A 13,324-nucleotide genomic window follows, 5' to 3' on the forward strand; every position below is an offset into this window, starting at 1 on the left:
CGAGGCGGCGGTCGCGAGCGGCGTGTCTTCGCTGTCGTCGGGTACTTCGCGGTAGAAACCCTTCACGCGCCCTCCTCCCGCGGCTCGCCGGGCGGGCGAAAGGTCATTTCCCAGAAGGCGTTGGGGTTGAACGACAGCACCGCCGTGAGCATGACCGTGAGCGCCATGAAGGCCCAGAGCGCCGGCCCGGCCACCACCGTGGCCATGCTCGAGAGCTTGACGATCGCCACCAGCACGCCGAGCAGGAACACCTCGACCATGCCCCACGGTCGCAGCATCTGCATGGCGCGCACCAGCATCGCGAAACCCGCGGGCCGGCGCTGATGCCGCAGCGGCACAAGCAGGTAGGCCAGGATGCACAGCTGCAGCAGCGGAAAGAGCAGCGTGGTGGCCAGCACCAGCAGCGCCACGATCGACATGCCCTCGCTGCTCAGCACCACCACCGCGCCGGCCAGCGTGGTCTGGCTGCGCAGGCCCTGCAGTTCGATCTCGACGATCGGGAACAGGTTGGCGATGGCGAACATGATCAGGCTTGCGAGCGTCAGCGGCAGGATGCTGCGCTGCAGGTCGCCCGGGTGCCGGTAGAGCTCGGTGCCGCAGCGCGCGCAGCACGACACCTCCCGCCGCGCGAGGCGCGCGCGCTGGAAGACCGCGTCGCAGCCCGGGCACACCACGGTTTCAGGTACTTCCGTCATGGGGTCGTACCCTAACCGATTCAGCCCGCGTGCCCCGTCGTCTTTAACCGCAGAGTGCTGAAAACTGCCGCTGCGCCGGCAAAACAGGCGGCCAGCACCAGCGCCACCACCGGCCCATGGCCGCCGTGCGGGCTCCAGATGCTGAAAACGCCGGCCAGCACCACGGCGCCGAGCGTCTGGCCGGTGAGCCGTGCGGTCCCGAGCATGCCGCTGGCCGCACCGCTTCGGTGCGCGGGCGGCGAGGTCACGATCGTGTGGTTGTTCGGCGACTGGAACAGGCCGAAGCCCAGGCCGCAGACCGCCATGCGCCAGGCGATGTCGACGTTGCCGGGATCCGCGGGCAAGGCGGCCAACAGCGCCAGGCCGAGCGCGAGCAGGCCCAGGCCGATGCCGCCGAGCAGCCCGTCGGGATAGCGCCCGATCAGCCGCCCCGCGAACGGCGCCATGGCCACGATCGCGAGCGGCCAGGCGGTGATCAGCAGGCCGGCCTCGAGGTGGCTGCGGTCATAGGCCTCGAGCAGCAGGAAAGGCAGCGCGATGTAGGCCAGCATCTGGGCGCAGAAGGCGGCCACCGAAGTGCCCATCGACAGCGCGAACACCGGGATGCGCAGCAGGTCGATCGGAAACAGCGGCACCGCGAGCCGGCGCTGCCGCCGCAGGTAGACGAAGCCGACCGCCACGCCGGCCAGCAGGATCGCCCAGGCCGACCAGTGCGCGCCGCCGCCTGCCGCTGCCGGGTCGCGCACGCCGAGCCGGTCGACGCCGAGGAACACCAGCGCGAACATCAGCACGTTGAGCGCCACGTCGATGGGCGAAAAACGCAGCCCGGCCGCCGGCGGCACGCGGTTGAACGGCAGCGACTTCAGGCCCAGCGCGAAGACCAGCACCCCGAGCGGCACGTTGAGCGCGAACAGCCACGGCCACGAGGCCACCGACAGGATCGCCGCCGCCACCGACGGCCCCGCCACCGAGGACGTGGCGACCACCATCGAGTTGATCGCCATGCCGCGACCGAGCAGCGCAGCAGGAAACACCAGCCGCACCAGCGCCGCATTCACGCTCATGATCCCCGCAGCACCGAGGCCCTGGAAGGTGCGCGCCGCGATCAGCGTGGCTAGCGAATTCGCGAACATGGCGCCGACCGAGGCCACGGCAAACACTGCCATGCCCACCAGGTAGACGCGCCGGTAGCCGACCAGGTCGCCGAGCGAGGCCAGCGGCAGCAGCATCACGAGCGTCGCGATCTGGTACGCGTTGACCACCCAGATCGCATGCGAGGCGCTGGTCTGCAGCTCGTGTGCGATGCCCGGCAGCGCGAGGTTGACGATGGTGCCGTCGAGCACCGCCACCATGATGCCGAGGATGATGACCAGCATCGCGTTGCGGCGCGCCGGCTGGGGCAGCCCGTCGACGACCTGCGGCGCCTCGCCGGCCGGTGCTTGCGTGCCTGCGGTGCCCCTCACGCCCCCTGCACCCTGCGTCCGGGCTCGGAGCGCACGCGGCCCAGCGTGAGCCAGGTGAGCACCAGCGAAACGAAGGCGCCGGTCGCCATGCCGGTGACCATCGGCAGCGGCCGTCCGTCGCTGAACAGGCCCACCACGGCCATGGCCAGTGCGCCGGTCAGCATCTGCAGCGTACCGAGCAGCGCCGAGGCCGTGCCGGCGATGGCGCCGTGCATCTCGAGCGCGAGCACCCCGGTGGTCGGGATCACCAGGCCCATGAAGCCCGAGGCGATGAAGTACAGCACGATCAGCACCCAGAGGCTGTCGCCGCCGGCCGCGAAGTAGACGAACATCGCGAGCATGGTGACGCTCGACGCCACCACGCCGAACTTCACCAGCGCCACGAGGCCATGGCGCTCGCCCAGCGGGCCGGTGAGCTGCGAGGCGCCGATGAAGGCCGCCGCATTCACGCCGAAAGCCACGCTGTACATTGCGGGCGAGAGGCCGTAATGGTCGATCATCACGAACGACGAATTGGCCAGGTAGGTGAAGAAGCCCGCCATCGCGAAGCCGCCGATGAACACCAGGCCGAGATAGTGCCGGTCGCGCAGCAGCAGCCAGTACGCGGCAAGCGCGCTGCCAATGCTGCTCTCGACGCGCTGCGACGGCGGCCGTGTTTCCTCGAGCTGCGCGGCCGTCATCGCGAGGCCCGCGACCGCCGCGATCGTCACCGCCCAGAACACGCCGCGCCAGCCTGCGACCGCGATCACCGCGCTGCCCACGAGCGGCGCAAGGATCGGCGAGACGCTGAACACCAGGATCAGCAACGACATGAGCCGCGCGGCGTCGGTGCCGGTGTGCAGGTCGCGCACCACCGCACGCGGAATCGCCATGCCCGCTGCCGCGCCCAGGCCCTGCAGGAGGCGCAGCACGATCAGCGTCTGGATGTCGGTGGCGAGCGCGCAGCCGATGCTCGCCAGCGCGAACAGCGCCAGCCCCGCATAGAGCGGCGGCTTGCGCCCGACCATGTCCGAGACCGGCCCGAACAGCAGTTGGCCCGCGCCGAGCGAGAGGAAGAACGCCGTGAGGCTCATCTGCACCGCACCGATGTCGGCGCCGAGCGTCTGGCCGATGGCCGGCAGCGCCGGCAGGTACATGTCGATGGCGAAGGGGCCGATGGCGGACAGCAGGCCCAGCAGCAGAGCCATCTTGAAGAACGGAGAAGAAGGAGAACGAGAACGCATCGCGGCAATTGTCGCCAAGCGCGGCGATCGCTGCAGGCGTGGGGTCGTCGCCGGCGCGTTCAGCTTTTTTCAGTACAGCGTGGCGCTCAGAACAACGGCAGCGTCCCGTTCGGCGTGGCGCCCTCGATGTCGAGCATCTTCAGCTTGGTCAATGCCCCGCCGCCGGCCGAGAAGCCGCCCGGCCTGTTGCCGGCCGCGAGCACGCGGTGGCACGGCACCACGGGCGCGAACGGGTTGAGGCCCATGGCCTGCCCCACCGCGCGTGAAAGGCCAAGGTCACCGAGCTCGGCCGCGATCTCGCCGTAGGTGCGGGTCTGGCCCGGCGGAATGCGGCGCGCGATCTCGTAGACGCGGCGATGAAAATCCGACACGCCGGCCATGTCGAGTTCGATGTGGCGCAGGTCGTCGTGCGTGCCGTCGAGCAGTGCCTGCACCGCAGCGATGGCGCGCAGTGCGCTCGCGGGCGGCGCGGCCTCGGCCAGCGCGGGAAAGCGCTGCCGCATGCGCCGCCGCGTGGCCTCGGCGCCGGAGTCATCCTGCGGCAATTGCACGCCGACGATCAGCCCGCGCGGTCCCCAAGCGAGGCCGCAGGCGCCGATCGCCGTGTCGAACACGGCAAAGCCCGGCGCGTTCGCGTCGTCGATCGGCAAGGCGGTGTCGTCGATGGCAGCGGTCATGGGCGCCATTCTCCGCCCTCGCGCAGCGGACGCTGGCGCGCGGCCAGCAGCGCCCCTCCCCACAGCACGATCGCCGACGCCACGAGGCCGCGCGCCAGTCCGCCCGGCCCATCGGAGATCCAGCCCGTCACGGTCGGCCCGACGATCTGGCCGAGCGCGAAAACGACCGTGAAGGCGCTGATGCCCTGCGCCCACTGCGCGTGCGGCAGGTTGTGGCGCACCAGCGCGGTGGTCGAAGCCACCACCGACAGGAACACCGCGCCGAACAACAGTCCCGAGGCCAGCGCCACCGGCACCGACGCGCTGAGCACCGGCAGCAGCGTCGCGATGCCGAGCAGCCCGTTGAGCAGCGCCTGCGGCCGCCCGCCGCGGTGGCGCTCCAGAAGCCCGGCCCAGAGCCGCGAGGACGCGATGCAGGCCAGGCCGAGCAAGGCATAGAACAGGGTCACGAACGCGGTGCCCGCACCTTGCTCGCGCAGCAGCGCAATCACGAAGGTCATGTAGCCGATGTAGCCCACGCCGAACATCCCGTAGCCCGCAAGCGCCCAGCCGAAGCGGCGCAGCGTGGCGGCGTCGCTGGCCGAACCCGGATGCGACGCAGCCGCTGCGGGTGCCGCAGGCCGGACCGGCATCGCACGCGCCGCCCAGCCCAGCAGCCCGGTGCCCGCCGCACAGGCCAGCGCCAGCGCCCACCACGCCCAGGCCCAGCCGTGCGGCTGGTCGGCGGCAGCACGCAGCACCTGCGGCACCAAGAGCGCCGACAGCACGATGCCGAAGCCGGTGCCGCCGTAATAAATGCCCAGCAGCAGCCCGCCGCGCGCGGAGCCAGCCTCGCCGAGCCGCGCGGCCATCAGCCCGCCGGCCACGAAGACCCAGGCGCTCGCGATGCCGGCCAAGAGCCGCTGCAGCAGCAGCGCGGGCGCCGCGCTCACGAAGCCGCTGCCCGCCATGAACAGGCTCGTGAGCACGGCCCCCACCATCAGCAGCCGCACCGTGCCGAAGCGGCGCATCAGCGCTGGCGTGGCGAGTGCCCCGAGCAGGTAGCCGATCGCGTTGGCGGTGTTCATGCCGCCCGCCAGCGCATAGGTCCAGCCCAGGTCGTCACGCATCGGCGGCAGCAAGAGCGCATACGAGAAGCGCGCGATGCCCAGCGAGACGGCCGCGCCCATCGAGAGCGCGAACGCGAGCCGCAGCGTTGGCGGGTCGTTCACCCCGCGTCCGGCAGCAGATGCCGCTCCAGCAGCACCGCCACATGCACCGCCTCGCGGGCCGCGCCATCGGCGATCTGGTGCCGGCAGCTCGTGCCGTCGGCCACCACGATGGCCTCGGGCCGCGCGCGGATCGCCGGCAGCAGGCTGGCCTCGGCCATCCGCATCGAGACGTCGATGTGGCGCGCCTCGTAGCCAAAGCTGCCGGCCATGCCGCAGCACGAGCTCTCGATCAGCTCGGGTTCTGCGCCGGGGATGAGCCGCAGCACCTCGAGCACCGGGCTCACCGCGCCGAAGGCCTTCTGGTGACAATGGCCATGCAGCAGGATCGGGGCGGTGGCGGGCGTGAGTGCGAGCTGGAAGCGGCCGGCCTTCAGCTCGCGCGCAATGAACTCCTCGAACAGCAAAGCCTGCTTCGCCACGGTTTCGGCCTTCTTGCCGAAGCCCATCACCAGGGCTTCGTCGCGCAGCGTGAGCAGGCACGAGGGCTCGAGGCCGACGATGGGAACGCCGGCCTCGGCCAGCGGCCTGAGCGCGTCGAGCAGTGCTTCGGCACGGCGCTTGGCCTCGCTCACCATGCCGCTGGCCAGGAAAGTGCGGCCGCAGCAATGGTGCCCGCCGCGCTTCTCGACCGTGTGCAGCGTGTAGCCGGCGGCCTTGAGCACGCGGGCCGCCGCCAGCGCGTTCTCGCTTTCGAAGGTGCCGTTGAAGGTGTCGACGAAGAGCACCGCCGCCCGGCCGCCGTTCGCCTGCACCGACAGCACGGCCTCGCGGCTGGCGAACATGCCGTGCAGGTCGGCCTTGGCGCGCCAGAAGGTGTCGGAGCGCCATTCGGGCAGCGAGCGGCGGGCCGAAAAGCCCAGCAGTTTCTCGCCGAGCCAGGCCGCGCCGGGCACCGTGTTGCGCAGGTTCATGAGCCACGGCACGCGGCTCGCGCGGTGCGCGTAGTCGGGCATGCGGGCCACCAGCCGGTCCTTGAGCGTGTGGCCATGGCGTTGTTTGTAGTGGTCGAGGAACTCGATCTTCATCTTCGCCATGTCGACGCCGGTCGGACAGTCGCGCTTGCAGCCCTTGCAGCCAACGCACAGGTCCATGGTCTCGTGCATCTCCTCGCTGGTAAAGGCGTCGGGTCCGAGCTGGCCCGAGAGCGCGAGCCGCAGCGTGTTGGCGCGGCCGCGCGTCAGATGCTGCTCGTCGCGCGTCACGCGGTAGCTCGGGCACATGGTGCCGGCATCGAACTTGCGGCAATGGCCGTTGTTGTTGCACATCTCCACGGCCTTGGCCAAACCGCCGGTGCTGTCGCCACCGGTGCCGGGCGCGGTGGTTTCCTCGGTCACCGGGTCGGCGTTCACGTTCCAGGCCGACCAGTCGAGCACCGGCTTGAGTTCGATGCGGCGGTAGGGCCTGGGTGCCGTGGGCGGCGCGAAGCGGAACAGCGAACCGTCGTCCATGCGCGGCGGATCGACGATCTTGCCGGGGTTGAAGAGGCCGATCGGGTCGAGCGCCTGCTTGATCGCGCGGAAGGCCTCGTTGATCGCCGGGCCGAACTGCCACTCGATCCATTCGCCGCGGCACAGGCCGTCGCCATGCTCGCCGCTGAAGGCGCCCTTGTACTTGCGCACCAGCGCCGCGGCCTCCTCGGCGATTGCGCGCATCTTGGCGGCGCCATCGACGCGCATGTCGAGGATCGGCCGCACATGCAGCGTGCCGACCGACGCATGCGCATACCAGGTGCCGCGGCTGCCGTGGCGCGCGAACACCTCGGTCAGCGCATCGGTGTATTCGGCCAGGTGCGCGAGCGGCACCGCGCAGTCCTCGATGAAGCTCACCGGCTTGCCGTCGCCCTTGAGGCTCATCATGATGTTGAGGCCGGCCTTGCGCACTTCCCACAGGTTCTTCTGGCGCGCCTCGTCGGGCATCTCGACCACGCTGCCGGGCAGGCCCAGGTCGCCCATGAGCTCGACCAGCCGCGCGAGCTGCGGCAAGAGCGGCGCCTTCTCGGCGCCCGAGAACTCCACCAGCAAAATCGCCGCGGGCCGGCCGATCAGCGCGGTTTCGACCGTGGGCTTGAAGGCCGGGTTGGCAAGGCTCAGCTCGATCATCGTGCGGTCGACCAGCTCGACCGCCGTGGGGCCGAGCTTCACGATGTGCTGGGCCGCGTCCATGGCCGCATGGAAGGTCGGAAAGTTGACGACGCCGAGCACCTTGGCGCGCGGCAGCGGTGCGAGCTGGAGCTTGAGGCTCTTGGTGTAGGCCAGCGTGCCCTCGGCGCCGATCAGCAGGTGCGCGAGATTGACGCTGCCGTCGGCGGTGTAGGGCCGCTCGCTCTGGTTGTCGAAGATGTCGAGGTTGTAGCCCGCCACGCGGCGCATCACCTTGGGCCAGTGCTGCGCCATGGCGTCGTGGTGCTTGCGCGCGAGCCCGTGCACGAATTCGGCAATGCCCGCCGCGCGCGCACCGAGCGTGCGCTGCGGACCGAACTCGACCAGCTCGCCGTTCGACAGCCAGGCGCTCGCGCCCAGCACGTTGTGCACCATGTTGCCGTAGGCGATCGAGCGCGAGCCGCACGAGTTGTTGCCGGCCATGCCGCCCAGCGTGGCCTGCGCGCTGGTCGACACGTCCACCGGATACCAGAGGCCGTGCGGCTTGAGCTGCGCATTCAGGTGGTCGAGCACCAGGCCGGGCTCGACGGTGGCGGTGCCCTCTTCCACGTTCAGCTCGAGCACGCGCCGGAAATGCTTGCTGTTGTCGATCACCAGCGCGGCGCCGGTGGTCTGGCCGCACTGGCTGGTGCCGCCGCCGCGCGCGAGCACCGGCACCTTCAGCTCGCGCGCGATGTCGATCGCGCAGGCGACGTCGGTGTCGTTGGTCGGCACGAACGCGCCGACTGGCGCGATCTGGTAGATCGAGGCGTCGGTGGCGTAGCGGCCGCGCGAGCCGCTGTCGAACAGCACCTCGCCCTGCGTCTCGGCGCGCAGCCGGCGGGCCAGCGCTTCGCAGGTCTCGTTGGGCGGCAGGACGGTTCCGGCTGGCTGCATGTGGCTGGCGGGATCGATGCGCATGAAGGGGGTCTCAGCTTGAAGTGGTTCGTGGATAGATTTCGCCGGCGCGCATGAGCTCGAGCACCGTGTCGCGCTTGCGCATCAGGTGCGAGACCAGCACCCGGCGCATTGCGGCCGCGTCGCGCGCGGCCAGGGCCGCGATCATCTGTTCGTGCTCTTCGACGGCGTGCTTCCACTTCGCGTCATCCTGGTTGGTGCGAAAGCGCAGCGACTGCACGCGGGCATTGATCGAGCGGTAGGTGCCCGCGAGCACCGGGTTGCCGGCGGCCTCGTTGATGGCGGTATGGATGCGCGCGTTGAGCCGGTAGTAGCCCGATAGGTCGCGCCGTGCGAAGCAAGCCATCATTTCGTAGTGCAGCGCACGCACCTCGGCGAGTTCTTCCTCGGTGATGCGCTTGGCCGCGAGCTCGCCCGACATGCCCTCGAGCATCGCGAGCACCTCGAAGGTGTTGAGCACGTCGGCCTCGGTGAGCTTCACCGCCACCGCCCCGCGGTTCGGCAGCAGATCGACCAGCCCCTCGGCCGCGAGCAGCTTGATGGCCTCGCGCAGCGGCGTGCGCGAGACGTGCAGCTGCAGGCAGAGCTCGCGCTCGTTGAGCTTGGCGCCCGGCGCGATGTGGCCTTCGACCAGCATCGTGCGAAGGCGCGAAGCAACCTGGTCGTGCAACGCGAGGCGCGAGATCTCGATGATGTCTGCGGTCATGTGTGTTTCCCTTGAATGCATTTTGAATGCAAAAAACAACAGCAACAAGCCCGACGTTTAAGGGTAAACCACAACGTCAAATCATATTTTGAATGCAAAACTTGCGGCGAAAGGACCGCCCATGCTGCAACTCGACATCCATCCCACCGGCCGCCACTTCCTTCAGATTCCTGGCCCAAGCCCAGTGCCCGACCGCATCCTGCGGGCCATGAGCCTGCCCACCATCGACCACCGCGGCCCCGAGTTCGGCGTGCTCGGCCTGAAGGTGCTGGGCGGCATCCAGCAGATCTTCAAGACCCGGCATCCGGTGGCGATCTATCCCGCCTCGGGCACCGGCGCCTGGGAGGCCGCGCTCTGCAACACGCTGAGCCCGGGCGACCATGTGCTGATGTACGAGACCGGCCACTTCGCATCGCTGTGGCAGAAGATGGCCGCGCGGCTCGGCGTCTCGACCGAGTTCCTCGCCTGGTCGGGCAAGGACGAGCAGTTGCCCACGGCCCCGAGCTGGCGCCGCGGCGTGCAGGCCGAGCTGATCGAGGCGCGCTTGCAGAAGGACACGGAGAAGAAGATCAAGGCCGTCTGCGTGGTGCACAACGAGACCTCCACCGGCGTCACCTCCGACATCGCCGCGGTGCGCCGCGCCATCGATGCGGCGGGCCACCCCGCGCTGCTGATGGTCGACAGCATCTCGGGCCTCGCGAGCGCCGATTTCCGGCACGACGAATGGGGCGTGGACGTGACCGTGAGCGGTTCGCAGAAGGGCCTCATGCTGCCGCCGGGCATCAGCTTCAACGCGCTGTCGCCGCGCGCGCTCGAGGCTTCCAAGACCGCGAAGCTGCCGCGCGCGTTCTGGGCCTGGGACGAGATCGTGGCCATGAACAAGGACGGCTACTGGCCCTACACGCCCAACACCAACCTGCTCTACGGCCTGTCGGAATCACTCGACATGCTGCTTGGCGAAGGGCTCGACAACGTGTTCGCGCGCCACCAGCGCTGGGGCGCCGGCGTGCGCGCGGCAGTCAATGCCTGGGGCCTGCCGATCCAGTGCGCCGACCCGGCCGTGTACTCGCCCGTGCTGACCGGCGTGATCACGCCCGAGGGCGTCGATGCCGATGCGCTGCGCCGGCTGATCCACGAGCGCTTCGACCTGTCGCTCGGCACCGGCCTGGGCAAGCTCAAGGGCCGCATGTTCCGCATGGGCCACCTCGGCGACAGCAACGACCTCACGCTGGTGGCGATGGTCGCGGGCGTCGAGATGGGCATGAAGCTCACCGGCATCCAGCTCGCGGGCAGCGGCGTGCAGGCCGCGATGGACCATTTCGCCAGCCATCCGGCGCCCACCGCCCAGACGATGAAGAAGGCCGCCTAGCGTCGGCGGCGCCACAGGGACCCTGGCCGGCCGCAGCGCATCGCTCGAACGATGCGGCGGCCACCACGCATCGACGACACCCAACCCCCAACGGAGACAAAGATGATGCAGAGACGTTCCCTGATCCAGGTCGCAGGTGCCGCGGCCGCGACGCTCGGCGTGCCGCGGCTTTTTGCGCAGGAGTGGCCTACCGCGCCGGTGCGCATCGTGGTGGGCTTTCCGCCCGGCGGCGGCACCGATGCGCTGGCGCGCGTGGTGGCGCAGAAGCTCGGGACGATGTGGAACCACCAGGTGGTGGTCGAGAACAAGGCGGGCGTGGCCGGCGTGCTGGCGGCCGAGTACGTGTCGCAGCAGCCCAGCGACGGCAGCACGCTGCTCATGGCGCACATCAACAGCCACGCGCTGGCGCCGAGCCTGCAACCCAGGCTGCGCTACAGCGTGGAGCGCGACTTCGTGCCGATCGTGCTGGTCGGGGTCACGCCCAATCTGCTGATCGCGAGTCCGGCGCAGAAGGCGCTCTCGGCCAAGGACATCGTGGCGTTGTGCAAGGCGTCGCCGGGCAACGTGAGCTTCGGCTCGGCGGGCGCGGGCTCGGCGCAGCACCTGGCGCTGGAAATGTTCAAGCTGCAGGCCGGCGTGGATGCGATGCACGTGCCCTACAAGGGCAGCGGGCCATTGCTCGCCGACCTGATGGGCGGACAGATCCAGTACAGCTTCGAGACCATGACCGCGGCCACGCCGCATGTGAAGAGCGGCCGCGTGCTGGCCGTGGCGCAGACGCGCGCCAAGCGCGCCAAGGGCCACCCGAACGTGCCGACGATGCAGGAACAAGGCTTCGCGGGTTTCGAGGCAACCACCTGGTATGGCCTTGCGGGCCCAGGCAAGCTGCCGCAGCATGTGGCCGACAAGGTCAACCGCGACGTCAACACGGTGCTCGCGATGCCTGACGTGCAGGAGAAGCTCGACACCTATGGCGCGGAAGACGGTGGCGGGTCGCAGGACAAGTTCAAGCAGTTCATCTCGACCGAGATCACGAAATGGGCGAAGGTAGTGAAGGACGGGAAGGTTCAGGTGAACACATGAACGCCCCCCGAAGCGCCTGCGGCGCCTCCCCCCACTGGGGGGCGCACCCGGCGGCCCGGCAAAGCCGGTTCCACGGGTGCCTGGGTTAAGAAGCTGAGAAGATCGACGACATGAACCACTCTCCCACTGCCCTCGCCGAGGCGCTCACCAATGCGCGCCGCTCCGACCAGACCCTCGACGCCACGCCCTGGCTCGACACGCTGGAAAACGCCACAGAGGCCTATGAAGTGCAGGACGCCGTCGCCGCAGCGCTCGGATGGTTCGCCGACGAGGCCGCACCTCGCGCCTGGAAATCGGGCGGCGCCTCGCGCAGCGCGACCCTCACGCATGCGCCGCTGCCACCCGCCGGCGTGCGCACCGCCCCGGCCGATTTCGGCGACATCCACTTCCATGCGCCCGGCATCGAGGCCGAGATCGCGCTGCGCCTCGGCCGCGACGTCACGCCAGCGATGGCCGCCTCGCTCGATGCCGCCGGTGCCACCGCGCTCGTCGATGCCATGGCGGTCTCGGTCGAGATCGTCGATTCGCGCTGGCAGGACCTGGCTGCCACGCCCGCGCTGCTGCGCCTGGCCGATTCGCAGGTGCACGGCGCACTCGCGCTCGGCGAATGGAAGCCCTTCGCCGCCGTCGACTGGGCCTCGCAGCGCTGCGAGACCACCGTCGGCAGTGCCGAACCCGTGGCGCGCCAAGGCACGCATCCCCTCGGCGACCCGGCCTGGCTGCTGCCGGCCTGGCTGCGCCACCTCACGCGCCACGGCCGCACCGTGCCGGCCGGCAGCATCGTCACCACCGGCTCGTGGGTCGGCATCCTGCCGTGCGGTCGCGGCGATCAGGTCACGGTGGCGTTCGACGGCATCGGCGCGCTGCGCCTGAGCGTGTAGCGCCCACCGCCCACGCTCGCATTCGCCACCAGGAAGTCGAGCACCGCACGCACGCGCGCCGGCAGCGTGCCCGCCTTGCCGATGTAGACCGCATGGATCGGCTCGACCTCGCCGGGGTTGAATTCCTCCAGCAGCGGCACGAGCCGGCCCGCTTCGATGTCGTGCTGGACGTGATACAGCGACAACCGCGCCACGCCCGCGCCCGCGATCGCCAGCTGGCGCAGCGTCTCGCCGTCGCCCGCGCGCACCGGGCCGGCCACGGGCAGCGCGATCGCGCGCCCGTCCACGCGCAGCGGCCAGTCGGGTGTGTTGCGCCGGTAGCTCCAGCCCAGGCGGTTGTGCGCCTCGAGCTCCTGCGGCGTGCGCGGCGTGCCATACCTTTCCAGGTAAGCGGGCGCGGCCACGATCGACTGGCTGGTCTCGCCCAGGCGCCGCGCCACCAGGTCGGACGGCGGCAGCTGGCCCCAGCGGATCGCGATGTCGGCGCGCTCGTCCATCAGGTCGACGATGCGGTCGGTGAGCGCGATGTCGAGCGTGATCTGCGGATGCTGCTCGAGCAGGCGCGGCACCAGCGGCACCAGCTTGTGGTGCCCGAAGGACACGCTCGCATTGATGCTCACGCGCCCGCGCGGCGCGGCGCCCGCGGCGGCGCAGCGCTCGGCCTCCTCGAGGTCGGCCAGCACGCGCGTGCTGCGCTCGTAGAAGTGCAGCCCCTCGGGCGTGAGCTGCAGCTTGCGCGTGGAACGATGCACCAGCTGCACCCCGAGGCGCTGCTCGAGCCGCGCCACCAGCTTGCTCACGGCCGAGGGCGTCATGTCGAGCAGCCGCGCGGCGGCCGAGAAGCCGCCGGCCTCGACCACCTGCACGAAAGCTTCCATTTCGCCGGAGCGGTTGACGTCGATGCGAGGCATGGCGGGCTCTTTCTGTGAATTCAGTTCACAAGTGCGTGTAGCAGCGGCA

Annotated in this window: 11 protein-coding genes; 3 read left to right on the top strand and 8 right to left on the bottom strand. The window is 70.0% G+C overall.

Annotated features, from left to right (window positions below; genetic code table 11):
- Window positions 1-62 precede the first annotated feature (62 nt).
- The 7 genes from AC3A6G_RS10805 to AC3A6G_RS10835 all read right to left on the bottom strand — a co-directional run bounded on the left by AC3A6G_RS10805 (window position 63) and on the right by AC3A6G_RS10835 (window position 9,031).
- Complete coding sequence (locus tag AC3A6G_RS10805) at window positions 63-695, bottom strand: paraquat-inducible protein A (protein ID WP_487859079.1); 633 nt, start codon at window positions 693-695, stop codon at window positions 63-65.
- A gap of 20 nt (window positions 696-715) precedes the next feature.
- Window positions 716-2,071, bottom strand: a complete 1,356-nt coding sequence (locus AC3A6G_RS10810) for an MFS transporter (protein WP_487859350.1) — start codon at window positions 2,069-2,071, stop codon at window positions 716-718.
- Between the two features lie 83 nt (window positions 2,072-2,154).
- Window positions 2,155-3,345 carry a multidrug effflux MFS transporter gene (locus tag AC3A6G_RS10815; RefSeq protein WP_487859349.1) on the bottom strand — a complete coding sequence of 397 codons (1,191 nt, stop codon included), beginning with the start codon at window positions 3,343-3,345 and terminating at the stop codon, window positions 2,155-2,157.
- Window positions 3,346-3,467: 122 nt separating this feature from the next.
- Window positions 3,468-4,058, bottom strand: coding sequence for a methylated-DNA--[protein]-cysteine S-methyltransferase (locus AC3A6G_RS10820; RefSeq protein WP_487859078.1), 591 nt, complete (start codon window positions 4,056-4,058; stop codon window positions 3,468-3,470).
- Window positions 4,055-5,227, bottom strand: coding sequence for a YbfB/YjiJ family MFS transporter (locus AC3A6G_RS10825; RefSeq protein WP_487859348.1), 1,173 nt, complete (start codon window positions 5,225-5,227; stop codon window positions 4,055-4,057). The genes AC3A6G_RS10820 and AC3A6G_RS10825 overlap by 4 nt, the downstream gene beginning before the upstream one ends.
- 38 nt (window positions 5,228-5,265) lie before the next feature.
- Window positions 5,266-8,328, bottom strand: coding sequence for an FAD-binding and (Fe-S)-binding domain-containing protein (locus AC3A6G_RS10830; protein WP_487859077.1), 3,063 nt, complete (start codon window positions 8,326-8,328; stop codon window positions 5,266-5,268).
- Between the two features lie 10 nt (window positions 8,329-8,338).
- Entirely contained in the window at window positions 8,339-9,031 is a 693-nt protein-coding gene (locus AC3A6G_RS10835) for a GntR family transcriptional regulator (RefSeq protein ID WP_487859076.1), read from the bottom strand.
- A 121-nt stretch (window positions 9,032-9,152) separates the two neighbouring features.
- On the opposite strand from AC3A6G_RS10835, the gene AC3A6G_RS10840 reads away from it, so the two are divergent.
- The 3 genes from AC3A6G_RS10840 to AC3A6G_RS10850 all read left to right on the top strand — a co-directional run bounded on the left by AC3A6G_RS10840 (window position 9,153) and on the right by AC3A6G_RS10850 (window position 12,364).
- The gene (locus AC3A6G_RS10840) at window positions 9,153-10,400 is read left to right on the top strand and encodes a pyridoxal-phosphate-dependent aminotransferase family protein (protein ID WP_487859075.1); all 1,248 of its coding nucleotides are present in this window, start codon (window positions 9,153-9,155) and stop codon (window positions 10,398-10,400) included.
- 105 nt (window positions 10,401-10,505) lie between these two features.
- Window positions 10,506-11,483 carry a Bug family tripartite tricarboxylate transporter substrate binding protein gene (locus tag AC3A6G_RS10845; protein ID WP_487859074.1) on the top strand — a complete coding sequence of 326 codons (978 nt, stop codon included), beginning with the start codon at window positions 10,506-10,508 and terminating at the stop codon, window positions 11,481-11,483.
- Window positions 11,484-11,593: 110 nt separating this feature from the next.
- The gene (locus AC3A6G_RS10850) at window positions 11,594-12,364 is read left to right on the top strand and encodes a fumarylacetoacetate hydrolase family protein (RefSeq protein ID WP_487873614.1); all 771 of its coding nucleotides are present in this window, start codon (window positions 11,594-11,596) and stop codon (window positions 12,362-12,364) included.
- Here AC3A6G_RS10850 and AC3A6G_RS10855 read toward each other — a convergent pair.
- A complete protein-coding gene (locus tag AC3A6G_RS10855; RefSeq protein WP_487859072.1) occupies window positions 12,313-13,275 on the bottom strand; it encodes a LysR family transcriptional regulator in 963 nt (320 codons plus the stop codon). The two genes, AC3A6G_RS10850 and AC3A6G_RS10855, sit on opposite strands and share 52 nt — an antisense overlap.
- Window positions 13,276-13,324: the final 49 nt, after the last annotated feature.

It is taken from the genome of Variovorax sp. Soil_C_26 (assembly GCF_057657075.1).